We start from the raw sequence: 15412 nt of genomic DNA on the forward strand, positions 1-15412 counted from the left end.
GACACCGACGCATCCCAGCGCCCGCGCACGAGGAGGCACCCATGTCAGCGCACGCAGCGGCGGCCGGCGCCGCCGCGGTCACCGCCTGGACCGATCCGCGCGACGAGATCGCGGTCGGCGTGCTGATGGCCGACGGGCGGCTCGCGCCCCGCAGGTTCGCGGATCGCGCGGCCGCGGAGGCCTGGGCCCGGCCCGAGGAGGGCGATCAGGTGGTCGAGTGGAACCTCATCTGCGAGTGCGACGGCTGAGGGTGTCGGCGGCGCCTACCCGGCCGCCTCGCGCATCGCCGAGCGGATGAGCACCACGTCGGCGCCGAACTCACGGTCGGCGGCATCCTGCCAGGTCCCGTCGTCCCACACCACATCGACCCAGAGCCGGCCGTCCTGCGGATACGAGCTCAGGTAGCTCGATCCGAGGCGGTCGGGCAGCTCCTCCTGGATGCGCGCCAGCGTCTCGTCGTCGCCGGCGCCGGGCTCGCCTCCGGTCGGGTCCTCGGGCGCCATCGGATCGTAGAGCGCCAGCATGACGGGCGGCTGCGTCACCGTGAACGACTCCCCGTCGAACGTCCCCTGCACGGCGTAGGCACCCCACGTGACCTCGCCCGACGATTCGGCCCCGTCCACGCCTTCCCAGGTCCAGCCTTCCAGGGGGACGCCGGTGCACTGGGGCGGGTATGACTCGGCGACCGGCCCGAGACAGAGCTCTGCGTCGCCGGCCGTGTCGAGCACCGTGCCCACCGCGGTCACCTCGCCCGCCGGAGGCACGGGAGAGACGGCGCCGAACGGCGAGGGCGGTGCGCCGGACGCCGTGACGCACCCGCTGAGGGCGAGGGCGGCGCAGGCGATGACGACGAGGGGAACCGGACGACGAAGACCTCTCATACCTTCATGGTGTCGCACGCGCGCCGATCGTCTCGCGACCGGGCACCGCGGCATCCGCGGCCCGTCACACGTTCGACCTGCACGCGATGCGGGGTGTAGCCTGGTGCCATGCGCTTCGGCGGGCTTCTCCTTCTTAGCCGCCGCGACGAGACCTCGATCTAAGGGCCTTCCTCGTCGCGGAGCTTTCGTTGGCCCGCATCATCAGGCATCGAGCCGGTCCGATCCGGTGCCGCTCGAGACAGACGGAAGCGACGAATCATGGACAACACCCAGAAGCCCTCGGGCATGCCGATCCACAAGTACCGGCCGTACCACGAGCAGATCCGCGTCGATCTGCCCGACCGCACGTGGCCCGACCAGCGCATCACCGCTGCGCCTCGGTGGTGCGCGGTGGACCTCCGCGACGGCAACCAGGCGCTCATCGACCCGATGAGCCCCGAGCGCAAGCGCATCATGTTCGACCTCCTCGTGCGGATGGGCTACAAGGAGATCGAGGTCGGCTTCCCGTCGGCGAGCCAGACCGACTTCGACTTCGTCCGCCAGCTCATCGAAGAGGACCTGATTCCCGACGACGTCACGATCCAGGTGCTGACGCAGGCGCGGGAGCACCTCATCGAGCGCACCTACGAGTCGATCGCCGGCGCCAAGCAGGCGATCGTCCACCTGTACAACTCCACGAGCGTGCTCCAGCGTGACGTCGTCTTCCGCACCGACCGCCAGGGCATCATCGACATCGCCCTCGAGGGTGCGCGCCTGTGCCGCGAGTTCGAGAAGCGCATCCCCGAGACCCGGGTCTTCTACGAGTACTCGCCCGAGAGCTACACCGGCACCGAGCTCGAGTTCGCCCTCGAGGTCTGCAACCAGGTGATCGAGATCTTCGAGCCGACATCCGAGCGCAAGGTCATCATCAACCTGCCGGCGACCGTCGAGATGGCGACACCGAACGTCTACGCCGACTCGATCGAGTGGATGAGCCGGCGCCTGGCCCACCGTGAGAACGTCATCCTGTCTCTGCACCCGCACAACGACCGCGGCACCGCGATCGCCGCGGCGGAGCTGGGTTACATGGCCGGCGCCGACCGCATCGAGGGATGCCTGTTCGGCAACGGCGAGCGCACCGGCAACGTGGACCTGGTGGCGCTCGGCATCAATCTGCTCACGCAGGGCGTCGACCCGCAGATCGACTTCAGCGACATCGACCAGGTCAAGCGCACCGTCGAGTACTGCAATCAGCTGCCCGTGCACGAGCGCAGCCCCTGGGCGGGCGACCTCGTGTTCACCGCGTTCAGCGGCTCGCACCAGGACGCGATCAAGAAGGGCTTCGAGGCGATGGAAGCCCGCGCCGCCGCTGCCGGCGTCACCGTGGACGACATCGACTGGGCTGTCCCGTACCTGCCCATCGACCCGAAGGATCTGGGCCGCTCGTACGAGGCCGTCATCCGTGTCAACTCCCAGTCGGGCAAGGGCGGCGTGGCTTATCTGCTGAAGACGGACCACGCGCTCGACCTGCCGCGCAAACTGCAGATCGACTTCTCCGGCGTGGTCCAGGCCAAGACGGATGCCGAGGGCGGCGAGGTGACCAGCGAGCAGATCTGGCGCATCTTCACCGACGAGTACCTGCCGTCGCAGAACGCCGACGAGCGCTGGGGCCGCTTCGAACTGCTCGCCACCAGCACGCGCAGCGACCTGTCGGGCGATGTCTCGCTCGACATCACGCTGCGTGACGGCGACGAGAGGTTCGAGGCATCCGGCCGCGGCAACGGGCCCGTCGCCGCCTTCCTCGAGATCATCCGCGCGCAGGGCTTCGACGTCACGCTCTACGACTACGTCGAGCACGCGCTGAGCGCCGGAGGCGACGCGCAGGCCGCCGCCTACATCGAACTGCAGGTCGACGGCGAGCGCCTCTGGGGCGTCGGCATCGACTCCGACATCTCGACCGCGTCGCTCAAGGCGATCGTGTCGGGCGTGAACCGCGCCATCCGCACGCGGCAGCGCTCCGGAGCCCTCGCGGGCGTCTGAGCGCAGACCGTCGGCGGGTGCCCGCGGGTGATCCCCGCGCGCATCCGCCGGCGCGTGGGCCCGCTCAGGGCTTGGCGATCGGGATCGCCGAGGTCTCGACCGCGACCTTGCGACGATAGAGCGCGCGCTGCTCGGGCAGCGAGATGTCGAAGATCACGGCGAGCAGGCGGATGACAGCGGTCACGGCGATGCCGATCGCCGACGCCGCGACGATGTCCAGCCCGAGCTCATGCGAGGCGGCCAGCACGAGGCATCCGGCAGCCGCGGCCACCGCGTACAGCGAGCCGACATGCATGATCGCCACCGGCAGTCCCATGATCATGTCCCGCAGGATGCCGCCGCCCACCGCCGCGCACACCCCCACGAAGACGGCGGGCACGAGGGGGAGTCCGAGCGCGAGCGCCTTGCTGGTGCCGAAGGCGCCGAACATGCCGATGACGACGGCGTCGAGGCCCACGATGAGGGCGTTGAGGCGCTGGAAGACACCGGCCAGGAGCATCCCGAACAGCGCCGCGCCGGTCGCGGTCAGCAGATACCAGTTGCTCTGCAGCGTGGTGGGGGTGACGTTCAGCAGCAGGTCGCGGATGAGACCGCCGCCCATGCCCACCACGACGCCGATGATCGCCACGCCGAGCAGGTCGAGTCGGCGCTCCCCCCGGAAGCCGGAGGCGAACAGCGCCCCCTGCACACCGCCGAGGCCGACGGCCGTGAGGTCTGCCCACAGCGGGATGATGAAGACCGGCTCGTTCACTCCTCCATTGTCGCGGCCGTCGCGCCGACGCGCGCACGCGTCGGCGGTGCACCGGCCGTGGGCTGCGCGGTGTGGTGCAGGATGGGGGCATGCCCGAGGGCGACGAGGAGAGCACGGATGCCGCGGCCCAGGCCCGCGGGCGCCTCATCAGCGCCGTCGACGTCGTGCGCGGCCGACTCACCGCCGCGGCGCTCCCGCTGGAGGGAACCGGCGTCTCCGAGGCGCGGGCGCGCCGGCACGAGGTCCTCGCGCAGATCGACGACTACCTCCTGCCCCGGCTCCGGTCGGACGGAGCTCCGCTCCTCGTCGTCGTCGGCGGGTCGACCGGCGCCGGGAAGTCGACCCTCGTCAACTCCGTGCTGGGAGCCATGCTCAGTTCCCCGGGCGTCCTGCGACCCACGACCCGGTCGCCGGTCCTCGTGCATCACCCCGCCGATGCGCCATGGTTCGCGCCCGAGCGCGTGCTTCCCACCCTGACCCGCGTCCACACCTCGGCCGTCGCCGCGGGTGAGCCGCCGGCGACCGACCGCGACGGCACCCCGGCCCCCGGCGTGCGCGCGCTCCGGCTCGCGCCGTTCGCCGGCATGCCGCCGGGGCTCGCGCTCCTGGACGCACCCGACATCGATTCCGTGGAGGTCGCCAACCGCGAGCTCGCAGCCCAGCTGCTCGCGGCGGCCGACCTCTGGCTGTTCGTCACGACGGGAGCGCGATACGCCGACGCCGTCCCGTGGGATCTGCTGGGCGCGGCCGCAGCCCGCCACGCGCAGCTCGCCCTGGTGCTGGATCGGGTCGACCCCGGCAGCGAGGCCGTCGTCGCGGATCTGCAGCGGATGATGCGCGAGCACGGCCTGGGCGACGCGCCGCTCTTCGTCATCCCTGAGGCGCGCCTCGACGAAAACGGACTCCTCCCCGAGGGGGCGGTCGCCGACGTGTCGGGCTGGCTGACCGATCTCGGCGGCAGCGCGGACGCCCGCGACGACGTGGCGCTGGCCACACGTGACGGGGTGGTGGACGATCTCGTCGAGGCCGCGCGGCGCCTCGCCGACGCGGCAGACGCCCAGGCGGCCTCCGCCGCACGCCTGCGGCAGATCGTCGAAGCGGCCTACGCCGAGGCTGCGTCGCACATCTCGGAGGCGACCACCGACGGCGCCATGCTTCGCGGCGAGGTCCTCAGCCGATGGCAGGACTTCGTGGGCGCCAGCACCGTCATGCGGTCGATGGAGCGTGGTGTGAGCCGGGCGCGTGACGCCGTCGTCTCATTCTTCCGAGGCGGAGAGCCCGACGCGCAGCCGGTCGAGCTCGCGATCGCGCACGGGCTCGAGGCCATCACGATCGACGCGATCGAGACGGCGCGGGAGCGGGTGCGCTCGGCGTGGCGCAGCGACCCCGCCGGTTCCGGCATCCTCGTCGACGCGGGTGCGACCGCGGGGGTGACGGGCGTCAGCACCGCCGAACTCCGCTCGGCGATCGGCGCGCAGATCCGCGCCTGGCAGGGTGACGTCCTCGCCATCGTGCAGGAGCAGGGCGCGGACCGGCGCGGCCTCGCCCGAGGGCTGAGCTTCGGCGTCAACGGACTGGGCGTGGCGCTCATGCTCGTCGTGTTCGGCAGCACCGGAGGCTTGACCGGGATCGAGGTGGGCGTGGCGGGCGGAACGGCCATCCTGGCCCAGAAGGTGCTGGAAGCCGTCTTCGGTGACGACGCCGTCCGGCGGCTCGCTTCCGAGGCCTCGGATCGCCTCACCCGGCGGCTGGGCTCGCTCCTGGAGGCGGACGCCTCGATCGCGTCGACCGCCGTGGCGGCGCTTGCCGTCTCGGACTCGGCGGGAGACGAACTGCGCGACGCCGCGGCCGAGCTGCAGCGGGCCGCTGCGCAGGAGCGTCTCGCGCGCGTGGCGCGATCGGCACGTGGCACGAGCCCGGCCCCGGCCCTTCGCGGGGCGCACCTTCGCGCCGTCGGAATGGCCGAGCGCGGCATTCCCTCCGATGCCGGCGACGCGGCGACCCCGGCGCCGATCCCGACGCCGGCGCAGGAGCGCAGGAGACCCGGGTTCTGGCGGCGGCTGCTCGGCGGTGAGGGCTGATGGCGCGCACGACGCTCGCGCAGCGCACTGCCGACCTCAGCACAGCGACCAGCTCCGCCGAGGGCCGGATCGCCGACGACGCCCTCGCGTCCGCACGGAGGGTGCTCCAGCGCGCGGGGGAGCGCTCGCAGCTGTCGGCGGAGCACACCGTCGTCGCCCTCGCCGGAGGGACGGGGACGGGGAAGTCGACGCTGTTCAACCTGCTCGCCGGGTCCGACCTGGCCCGGACGAGCCGGCAGCGACCGACGACGGCCTTCCCGCTCGCCGCCGTCGCCGAATCGGCTGACATCGCCGCGGGCTCCACCTCCCTCCTCGAATGGCTGGGGGTGCAGGAGCGACACGATGTCGACGTCTCGCGCGCGCGTCCGGACGGCCTGGTCCTGCTCGACCTGCCCGACCACGACTCGGTCGTCGCCGAGCATCGGCTGCGGGCCGACCGCGTGACCGAGCGCGCCGACCTGCTGGTGTGGGTGACGAACCCGCAGAAGTACGCCGACGCCGTCCTGCACTCCCGCTATCTTCTTCCTCTCGCCGGGCACGAGGACTCGGTGGTCGTCGTGCTCAACCAGCTGGACCGCCTCACTCGCGAGGAGGCGGAGGCGTGCCTCGCCGACCTCCGGCGTATCGTGCAGGCCGACGGGCTGCGCGCACAGGTCATCGGCACGTCCGCCCGTACCCGCGACGGCGTACCCCAGCTCGAGGGACTGATCGCCCGCGCCGTCGAGCGACGGGAAGCGGCCACTGCGCGGCTGGTGGCCGACGTGCGTCATGCCGCGTCGGGCCTCCTGGCCGCCCTTCCCGGCACAGCGCCCGACACGCGTGCGCTCGAGGATGCCCGCCGGAGCCTGATCGGCGCCCTCGAGCACGCGGCGGGTGTTCCGCTCGTCGTCGACGCGGTGCGCGGCTCCAGTACGCGCGACGGAATCGCCCGCACGGGCTGGCCGCCGACGCGGTGGGTGCGCACGCTTCGCGCCGACCCGCTGCGCACCCTGGGGCTGCGTCGTCCGGAGCGCCCAGGAGTCGTGCAGGCGCCCGCGAGTGCGGAACTCATCCGCTCCTCGCTGCCCACGGCCTCTCCCGCGGTGCGTGCACAGATCGCCAGTGCCGCCCGCGCCTATGTCGCCGCGGCCGCGAGCGCTCTCCCCGCGGCCGCCCGAGAACGCGTCAACGGCCGGGTCGTCGCCGCGTCGGCGGACGTCGTCGACGCCCTCGACCGCGCGGTCATCCGCACGGTCGAGGTGCGACGCCCACGATGGTGGAGTCTGGTCGACGTCGTGCAGTGGCTCCTCGTCACCGTGGCTGTGGCGGGGGGCGCGTGGCTCGGGGTGCTCGCGCTTCTGGACTACCTCCGGATGCCGACCGCGGACCTCTCGCCGACCCTCGGCGTGGGCGCTTTCGAGGTGCCATGGCCGACGTTGCTGCTCGTAGCGGGCGCGGTGGCGGGCATCCTGCTCGCCCTCGTTGCCGGCGCTGCGGTCCGTGCCGGCGCTCGCCGACGGGCGGCCCGCATCGCCGACGGACTGCGCGACAGCGTCGCGGCCGTCGCGCAGGACGAGATCTTGGGCGAGGTGGACGCGGAGCTCACCGCGCTCGCGACGGCACGCGAGGCGGCCGCTCGCGCCGCCCGGTGACGGCGCAATCGGCCCGCCGACGAACCGCAGGGCTTCAGGGGATGTGGGTGCGCACTGCGTCCAGGAAGCCCTCGACATCGTCTGCCCACAGGCGCACCGCGTCGATCTCCACGTCACCACCCGACAGTCGCGTGACCACCGGCTTCTCGAGCACGATCAGGATGTTGGTCTCGTCCGCCATCCGCAGCGCGAGGGTCCGTCCGTTCTCTTCATCGCGGATCTTCGGGGCCTTCTCCGTGACGTCGTGTGACCGTTCCACCGACGCGACGACGTCCCACGGCAGGTCGACGTCGACATCGGCGCCGACGCGCGCCCGGATGCCGTCGGGCCCGACCGCGTGCGGACGTGTCAGGTAGCTCAGCATGAGCCCGATCATCCACGTGAGTCCCCAGATCCCCAGCGCCAGCAGCGGGATGCGCAGCCACGGCCAGGGATGGACGATGAGGTCGATGATGGGGATCTCGACCGCCGAGAGGACGATGAAGACGACGAGGATCGTCATGACCGGGGAGTGGTACGAGAAAGCGGCTGCACCGCCGGGCACGCGCGGGCGGCGGAAGATCCACCGGTAGAGGCTCTTCCAGATGCCCACCTCGGCACGCCATGCGAAGCGGGCGATCTTGACCACCTGCCTACCCACCCGGGCAGGTGCACTGACCGTGGGCGAGGCAGTCATGAGGTCTCCGCCCGCTCCGCCTGGCGCGCCTCATGCTCCGCGACCAGCGTCTGCAGCCTCTGGAGGACGTGGTCGAGCACATCGGCGGCCACCGCCACCGACTCGGCGTCGAGGCCCCGGACGAGCTCGGCCCCGAGCGATTCGTGCTCGGCGGTCATCGCCGTCATGACCGACCGCCCGCGGTCGGTGAGGTCGACGAGTACCGCCCGGCGGTCCGTCGGGTGCGGCGTGCGGCGCGCGAATCCCGTGGCCTCCAGCGCGTCGACCAAGGTGGTCACATGGCGAGGCGTCACCTGCAGCGCCTCCGCCAGCTGCGCCTGCGTCGCCGGCCCGCGGTGGTGCACAACCCACAAGAGGTGGGTCTTGGACGCCGTGAGTCCGCGCCGCTCGAGTTCGCGGGTCTGATCCGCTTCCAGGACGAGGGAGAGGGCCAGGAGGGTGTCCAAGATGCGTGTTCCCGACATAGTGAACACTATACATAATGTTGACCGATCCGCTCCTTGCGCGAGCGTCCCGCGGCTCGGCGGAGGCCGACGCAGACGCCGAGCGGGGATAATCGAGGGGTGCCCACCTTCCGCGACGAAGTCGTGGTCCTGCGCACCCACAAGCTGGGGGAGGCCGACAGGATCGTGACGATGCTGAGCCGTCGGCACGGCAAGCTGCGCGCCGTCGCCAAGGGCGTGCGCCGCACCTCGTCGCGGTTCGGCGCCCGGCTGGAGCCGTTCATGGTCGCCGACGTCCAGCTGTATCAAGGCCGATCGCTGGACATCGTCCAGCAGGCGGAGTCGCTCGGCTCGTACGGCGCGGACATCGCCGCGCACTACGACCGGTACACCTCGGCACATGCGATGGTCGAGGCAGCCGACCGACTGAACGAGGCGGAGGCCACGTCCCAGCAGTACCTCCTCCTCGTCGGCGGACTCCGGGCCCTCTCGCGGGGTGAGCACGCCTCTCGCAGCGTCCTGGACTCGTACCTGCTGCGGGCGATGGCGCTCTCGGGCTGGGCGCCAGGGCTCGGCGAGTGCGCTCGGTGCGGGAGAACCGGGCCTCACGACACCTTCGTCGCCCAGCAGGGCGGCATCGTGTGCCGCGACTGTGCGCCGACCGGAGCCGCCCGGGTGGACCGCGCGACGGTGTCGCTGCTGCAGTCGCTGATGGCGGGGGAGTGGGACGCGGTGGACGCCGCGTCGCCGGGTTCGACCGCGGCCGCCTCGGGACTCATCGCGGCGTACGCCCAGTGGCACCTCGAGCGGGGCATCCGCTCGCTCTCGCACGTCTCGGCACCCCCGCAGGAAGGCACCAGGTGAGCCCGAAGCCCTACACGCACCGCGACGCGATCCCGTATCGACCGCTCGACTGGACGGGACTGCACCCGAGGGAGTATCCGCGTGGCGCCGTGCCGAATCACGTGGCGATCGTCATGGACGGGAACGGGCGCTGGGCCAATCGGCGCGGACTCACCCGGATCGAAGGCCACAAGGCCGGCGAGGCGGCGCTGCTGGACGTCGTCGCCGGCGCCATCCAGGCGGGCGTCAAGCATCTCTCGGTGTACGCCTTCTCGACGGAGAACTGGTCGCGCTCACCCGACGAGGTGCGCTTCCTGATGGGGTACAACCGCGACGTGCTGCACCGCCGGCGCGACCAGCTCAACGAGTGGGGCGTGCGCATCCAGTGGGCGGGGCGCAAGCCCCGGCTGTGGTCGAGCGTCATCAAGGAGCTGCAGTTCGCGGAGCGCCTGACCGCGGCCAACGACGTGCTGACCCTCACGATGTGCGTCAACTACGGCGGCCGGATCGAACTGGTCGACGCCATGCGGTCCATCGCCGAGGACGTCGCGGCCGGTCGGCTTCGTCCGTCGGCGGTGTCGGAGAAGCTGATTCAGCGACGGCTCTACCGCCCGGACATGCCGGACGTGGATCTGTTCCTCCGCTCCAGCGGCGAGCAGCGAACCTCCAACTTCCTGCTGTGGGAGTCCGCCTACGCGGAGTTCGTGTTCCTGGACACGCTGTGGCCCGACTTCACCCGCGCCGACCTCTGGCACGGCATCGACATGTACCTCGCGCGGGACCGGCGCTTCGGCGGCGCCGTCGACGCGCCTGACACAGCGACCTCGTGACCTCCTCCGACACATGCGTCGGAATAGAAGCGCTGCGCGAGGCGGTTGTCCCCGGCATGACCGGAACGATCAAGATCGACGTGTGGAGTGACATCGCCTGCCCCTGGTGCTACATCGGCAAGCGCAATCTGGAGAACGGGCTCGCCGCGGCATCGGCGGACGAGGACGCGCCGGCTGTGGAGGTCACCTTCCACTCGTTCGAGCTGTCGCCTGACACGCCGGTCGACTTCGACGGCGGAGAGGCGGACTACCTCGCCACCCACAAGGGCATCTCCGCGGCCCAGGCGCAGCAGATGCTGCAGCGCGTCACCGCTGTCGCCGCCGAGGCGGGCCTGGAATACCGCTTCGACCTGCTCAAGCACACGAACACCGTGAAGGCGCACGAGCTGCTGCACTTCGCGAAGGAACACGGTCGGCAGTCGGAGATGGCCGAGCGCCTCATGTCGGCCTACTTCACCGAGGGCCGGCATCTCGGCCGGGAGGACGATCTCGCCGCGCTCGCGGCCGAGGTCGGGCTCGACGCCGTCGCGGCGCGCGAGGCTCTCGCCGGCGGCCGCTACCTGAGCGCGGTCCGCGCCGACCAGGCGCAGGCGGCCGCGTACGGCATCAACGGTGTGCCGTTCTTCGTGATCGACGGCAAGTACGGCGTGTCGGGTGCGCAGCCGGCGGAGGCGTTCGCGCAGATCGTCCGTCAGGTGTGGGCGGAGCACCGCGCGCCCGCCGACGTCGACGCGTGAACGGCCCGGTCCCGGCAGCGCGTCGGCCGGCTCCGGTCGGGCCCCGCGGGTGCGCGCCGGACGCGCGTCCACAGCCGGTTGCGCGTTCAGCCGACGGACGGCCTCGTGTAAGAGAATGGAACGCGTGACCACTGCCCCCGCCCCTGCTCGCGCGCTGCGCATCGGGCCCATCGAACTCGACGCCCCCGTGGTGCTCGCGCCGATGGCGGGCATCACCAACACGGCGTTCCGGCGGCTGTGCCGCGAGTACGGCGCCGGGCTGTATGTGAGCGAGATGATCACGACCCGCGCGCTCGTCGAGCGGAACGCCACGACGATGCGCCTCATCACCCACCACGAGTCCGAGACGCCGCGGTCCATCCAGCTCTACGGCGTCGACCCCGCGACCACGGAGGCCGCGGTCCGCCTCCTCGTCGAGGAGGACCGGGCCGACCACATCGACCTGAACTTCGGATGCCCCGTCCCGAAGGTCACCCGCAGGGGCGGCGGAGCCGCACTGCCGTGGAAGCTGGGGCTGTTCCGCGCGATCGTGACCCGTGCCGCACGCGCGGCGGGGGACGTGCCGCTCACCGTGAAGATGCGCAAAGGCATCGACGCAGACCATCTCACGTACCTCGATGCCGGCCGTATCGCGGAGGACGCCGGTGTCGCCGCCGTCGCACTCCATGCCCGCACCGCGTCGGAGTTCTACTCCGGCCAGGCGGATTGGTCCGCGATCGCGAAGCTCAAGGAGACGGTCACCAGCGTCCCGGTGCTCGGCAACGGCGACATCTGGTCGGCCGACGACGCCGCGCGCATGATGGCCGAGACCGGCTGCGACGGCGTCGTAGTCGGTCGGGGATGCCTCGGGAGACCCTGGCTGTTCGGTGATCTCGCCCGCGCCCTGGGCGGAGCGGGAGCGGCGCCGGCCGAGCCGGTCGACGCGACACTCGGCTTCGTCGCGGCCGCGTTCCGTCGGCACGCGGAGCTGCTGGTGGAGTTCTTCGACGACGAGGACCGCGGCTGCCGCGACATCCGCAAGCACGTCGCGTGGTACTTCAAGGGCTACCCCGTCGGCGGCGAGCTCCGCGCGAGCCTTGCGACGGCCTCCAGCCTGTCCGAGATCGACGAGCTGCTCGCCTCCCTCGACCCCGACGCTCCCTACCCCGGGGCGGCAGCGGAGGGGCAGCGAGGTCGCGCGGGGACGCCCAAGCGTCCCGCTCTGCCCGAGGGCTGGCTCAGCTCGCGGGAGCTGAGCGCCGAGGCCTCCAGCGCCATCGCCGATGCGGAGCTCGACCACAGTGGCGGCTGACCTGAGAGGCCCGGCGTCCGACCGACCGGACGGCTACGACGACGCCGATGCCGCCCGGTTCCATGCCGAGCAGCACCGTTCCCAGCGCGACGACTTCGCCCGCGACCGCGCGCGCGTGCTGCACTCCGCGGCGCTGCGGCGGCTCGCGGCCAAGACCCAGGTGCTGAGCCCGGCGAGCCCGGCCGATTTCGCACGGAACCGGCTGACCCACTCGCTGGAGGTCGCGCAGGTCGGACGCGAGCTCGCCACGGCGCTGGACCTCGCCGCCGACGTCGTCGACACCGCCTGCTTGAGTCACGACCTCGGTCATCCGCCCTTCGGCCACAACGGCGAACGCGCCCTGAACGAGTGGGCGGAGGACGTCGGCGGGTTCGAGGGGAATGCCCAGACGCTGCGGATCCTCACCCGCCTGGAGCCGAAGGTGATCGACGCCGACGGGCGCAGCTTCGGATTGAACCTCACGCGCGCGAGTCTGGACGCGTCCTGCAAGTACCCGTGGACGGCCGACCATCCGCTGCCGGACCCCGGCGGCCGCTTGAAGTTCGGCGTCTACCCCGAGGACGAGGAGGTCTTCCGCTGGCTGCGAGCCGGCGCGCCCGGTCGCGTCCGCTGCATCGAGGCCGAGGTCATGGACCTCTCGGACGACATCGCCTATTCGGTTCACGATTTCGAGGACGCGATCGTGAACGGGTACCTGGATCCCGCGAGGCTGGCCGATCCGCACGAGCACGAGTGGCTGCTGACCGCCGTCCAGTCGTGGGTCGGCTTCGACTTCGCGCGGGACGAGCTCGAGGATGCGCTGTTCCGGCTCACCCGCATGCCGGAATGGATCGACGCGTTCGACGGATCGCGCGCCGCGCTGGCGCGCCTGAAGAACCTGACTTCCGACCTGATCGGCCGTTTCGCCCGCGCGGCGACGACGGCGACACGCGAGTCGTACGCACGCTCCGTCCTCACCCGCTATCAGGGCCACCTCGTCGTTCCCCGCGTCGTCGAAGCCGAGATGGCGGTCCTGAAGGGCATCATCGGCGCGGCCGTCGTCTCGATCGAGGGACGCAAGGACCTCTACAAGGAGCAGCGGCGCGTCCTCAAGCGCCTCGCCTCGGCGCTGTGGGAGCGCCCCGAGGCGCTCGATGCCCTGCACCTGCGCGACTTCGCCGCCGCGGAGACGGATGCCGCACGCCGCCGCGTCGTCGTCGATCAGGTCGCGAGCCTCACCGATCAGCTGGCCATCGCGTGGCACGGGAGCCTCGTCGAACCGCTGGACCCGGCGTCGGTCGGCGTCTGGGCCCCCGGCGCCCGCCCGATGGACTCGCCGGCGGGCCGGACCCGCGACCCCTTCGAGGTGGGCTGATGGCCGGGCGCATCCGGCAGGCGGACGTCGACGAGGTGAAGGCGCGCACCAACATCGCTGACATCATCGGCGAGCGGGTCGCCCTCAAGTCCGCCGGCGTGGGCTCGCTGAAAGGGCTCTGCCCGTTCCACGACGAGCGGAGTCCGAGCTTCAACGTGCGTCCGCAGGCGGGCTTCTACCACTGCTTCGGCTGCGGGGAGTCCGGCGACGTCTACTCGTTCCTGCGCGCGATGGACCACGTCTCGTTCACCGAGGCCGTCGAGCGCCTCGCAGGGCGGATCGGCTACGCCCTGCACTACGAGGACGGGGGCGCCGCCCCCGAGCACACCGGCCGGGCGCGGCTGTACGCGGCGAATGCGGCGGCGGCGGAGTTCTTCCGCACGCAGCTGATGACCTCCGAAGCCGACACCGCGCGGCGGTTTCTGGGCCAGCGCGGCTTCGACGCCGGCGCGGCCGCGCACTTCGGCGTGGGGTATGCGCCGAAGGGCTGGTCGGGCATGCACTCCGCGCTGCGCGCGCAGGGGTACACCGACGACGAGCTGGCATCGGCGGGGCTGGTGTCGCAGGGCCAGCGCGGCGTGTATGACCGCTTCCGCGGCCGCGTCGTGTGGCCGATCCGCGACGTGACGGGCCAGGTCATCGGCTTCGGCGCGCGCAAGCTCTACGACGACGACCAGGGCCCCAAGTACCTCAACACCCCCGAGACGACGATCTACAAGAAGGCCCAGGTGCTCTACGGCCTGGACCTCGCCAAGCGCGAGATCTCGCGGCAGCACCGTGTCGTGGTGGTGGAGGGGTACACCGATGTGATGGCGTGTCACCTCGCGGGCATCACCACGGCGATCGCGACCTGCGGGACGGCCTTCGGCGCAGACCACATCACGGTGCTCCGGCGGGTGATGGGTGACGACTCGACCGCGGGCGAAGTCGTCTTCACATTCGATCCCGACGCGGCCGGCCAGAAGGCCGCACTGCGCGCGTTCGCCGACGCCAAGCGCTTCAACGCCCAGACGTACGTCGCGACCGGCCCCGACGGGCTCGATCCGTGCGATCTCCGCCTGATGCGGGGCGACGGCGCCGTCCGGGGGCTCGTGGAGACGAAGGTGCCGATGGTCGAGTTCGTGCTCGACCAGCGCATCGCGGGCTACGATCTGGCGAGCGTCGAGGGCCGCGTCGGGGCACTGCGCACCGCTGCTCCCGTCGTCGCCGAGCTGCGCGACCCGCTGCTGCAGCCGGAGTACGTGCGGGTCCTCGCGCGCCGCCTCGGCATGGACACCGAGGACGTGCGCCGGGAGGTGGAGCGCGCCGGGCGCGGGAGCGGACGACGGGATGCTCCGACCGCCGCTCACCCGCCCTCGCCGGCGCCCCCCTCCGGTGAGACGGACCCCCTCCAGGTCACCGTCGCGACGCTGCCGCGCACGCCCGAGGTCGGACTCGAGCGCGACGCGCTCATGGGCGTCCTGCAGTTCGGCCACCGCATGGAGGCGGCGCTCGTCGCGCGGGCGCTGGAGCAGCCCTTCCGCCACCCCGCCCTGGACGCCGTCCGGGCGGCGGTCGTCGCGGCAGACGACATGCAGCGTCCGGGCTGGTCGGCGGCGGTCGTCGGCACGGTGCGGGAACCGTACCGCTCGCTGGCCGCGGAGCTGCTCGCCGGCGACTTCCCTGCGCTCAACGACGAGGCCGCGGTCGCCTCGGCAGGCGATCTCGCACGTCGCCTGGTGATGCGCGGCATCGAGCGCGAGAAGGCCGAGCTGCTGGGCGCGATCCAGCGCGTGCCGGCGGATTCCGAGCAGGGGCGCAGCATCCGGCTGCGTCTGCGCGAGCTCGACGCACAGCGCCAGGCGATCGCCGACGAATCCTCCTGACCGCGCCGCC

General features: G+C 71.8%; 14 protein-coding genes. 10 read left to right on the plus strand and 4 right to left on the minus strand.

Annotated features, from left to right (window positions below; genetic code table 11):
- The first annotated feature begins 41 nt into the window (after positions 1-41).
- The gene (locus IR212_RS07600; protein WP_194398306.1) at positions 42-248 is read left to right on the plus strand and encodes a hypothetical protein; all 207 of its coding nucleotides are present in this window, start codon (positions 42-44) and stop codon (positions 246-248) included.
- Between the two features lie 15 nt (positions 249-263).
- Here IR212_RS07600 and IR212_RS07605 read toward each other — a convergent pair whose 3' ends face one another.
- Positions 264-881, minus strand: a complete 618-nt coding sequence (locus IR212_RS07605) for a hypothetical protein (protein WP_194398307.1) — start codon at positions 879-881, stop codon at positions 264-266.
- A 258-nt stretch (positions 882-1139) separates the two neighbouring features.
- On the opposite strand from IR212_RS07605, the gene leuA reads away from it, so the two are divergent.
- Positions 1140-2900, plus strand: a complete 1761-nt coding sequence (gene leuA / locus IR212_RS07610; protein ID WP_194398308.1) for a 2-isopropylmalate synthase — start codon at positions 1140-1142, stop codon at positions 2898-2900.
- A gap of 64 nt (positions 2901-2964) precedes the next feature.
- Here the strand turns inward: leuA and IR212_RS07615 are convergent, their stop codons facing one another.
- On the minus strand, positions 2965-3651 hold the full coding sequence (locus tag IR212_RS07615) for a trimeric intracellular cation channel family protein (RefSeq protein ID WP_194398309.1): 687 nt from the start codon (positions 3649-3651) through the stop codon (positions 2965-2967).
- An 89-nt stretch (positions 3652-3740) separates the two neighbouring features.
- Here IR212_RS07615 and IR212_RS07620 point away from each other — a divergent pair, with 89 nt between their 5' ends.
- Together IR212_RS07620 and IR212_RS07625 are read left to right on the plus strand one after the other, a co-directional pair.
- Entirely contained in the window at positions 3741-5732 is a 1992-nt protein-coding gene (locus IR212_RS07620) for a dynamin family protein (protein WP_194398310.1), read from the plus strand.
- On the plus strand, positions 5732-7363 hold the full coding sequence (locus IR212_RS07625) for a GTPase family protein (protein ID WP_194398311.1): 1632 nt from the start codon (positions 5732-5734) through the stop codon (positions 7361-7363). The genes IR212_RS07620 and IR212_RS07625 overlap by 1 nt, the downstream gene beginning before the upstream one ends.
- Positions 7364-7397: 34 nt before the next feature.
- Here the strand turns inward: IR212_RS07625 and IR212_RS07630 are convergent, their stop codons facing one another.
- Both IR212_RS07630 and IR212_RS07635 read right to left on the minus strand, forming a co-directional pair.
- On the minus strand, positions 7398-8039 hold the full coding sequence (locus IR212_RS07630; protein WP_194398312.1) for a hypothetical protein: 642 nt from the start codon (positions 8037-8039) through the stop codon (positions 7398-7400).
- On the minus strand, positions 8036-8503 hold the full coding sequence (locus IR212_RS07635) for a MarR family winged helix-turn-helix transcriptional regulator (RefSeq protein ID WP_194398313.1): 468 nt from the start codon (positions 8501-8503) through the stop codon (positions 8036-8038). Before IR212_RS07635 ends, IR212_RS07630 begins: the two co-directional genes overlap by 4 nt.
- Before the next feature lie 99 nt (positions 8504-8602).
- On the opposite strand from IR212_RS07635, the gene recO reads away from it, so the two are divergent.
- The 6 genes from recO (at position 8603) to dnaG (ending at position 15402) form a co-directional block, all read left to right on the plus strand.
- Positions 8603-9346, plus strand: coding sequence for a DNA repair protein RecO (gene recO / locus IR212_RS07640; RefSeq protein WP_194398314.1), 744 nt, complete (start codon positions 8603-8605; stop codon positions 9344-9346).
- Complete coding sequence (locus IR212_RS07645; RefSeq protein WP_194398315.1) at positions 9343-10155, plus strand: isoprenyl transferase; 813 nt, start codon at positions 9343-9345, stop codon at positions 10153-10155. The genes recO and IR212_RS07645 overlap by 4 nt, the downstream gene beginning before the upstream one ends.
- A 56-nt stretch (positions 10156-10211) precedes the next feature.
- Complete coding sequence (locus IR212_RS07650) at positions 10212-10892, plus strand: DsbA family oxidoreductase (RefSeq protein WP_194398316.1); 681 nt, start codon at positions 10212-10214, stop codon at positions 10890-10892.
- Positions 10893-11007: 115 nt separating this feature from the next.
- A complete protein-coding gene (gene dusB, locus IR212_RS07655; protein WP_194398317.1) occupies positions 11008-12183 on the plus strand; it encodes a tRNA dihydrouridine synthase DusB in 1176 nt (391 codons plus the stop codon).
- On the plus strand, positions 12155-13537 hold the full coding sequence (locus IR212_RS07660) for a deoxyguanosinetriphosphate triphosphohydrolase (protein WP_194398318.1): 1383 nt from the start codon (positions 12155-12157) through the stop codon (positions 13535-13537). Before dusB ends, IR212_RS07660 begins: the two co-directional genes overlap by 29 nt.
- Positions 13537-15402, plus strand: a complete 1866-nt coding sequence (gene dnaG, locus IR212_RS07665) for a DNA primase (protein ID WP_194398319.1) — start codon at positions 13537-13539, stop codon at positions 15400-15402. Before IR212_RS07660 ends, dnaG begins: the two co-directional genes overlap by 1 nt.
- Positions 15403-15412 lie beyond the last annotated feature (10 nt).

Origin of the sequence: Microbacterium atlanticum, assembly GCF_015277815.1 — a bacterium.
GTDB lineage: Bacteria > Actinomycetota > Actinomycetes > Actinomycetales > Microbacteriaceae > Microbacterium > Microbacterium atlanticum.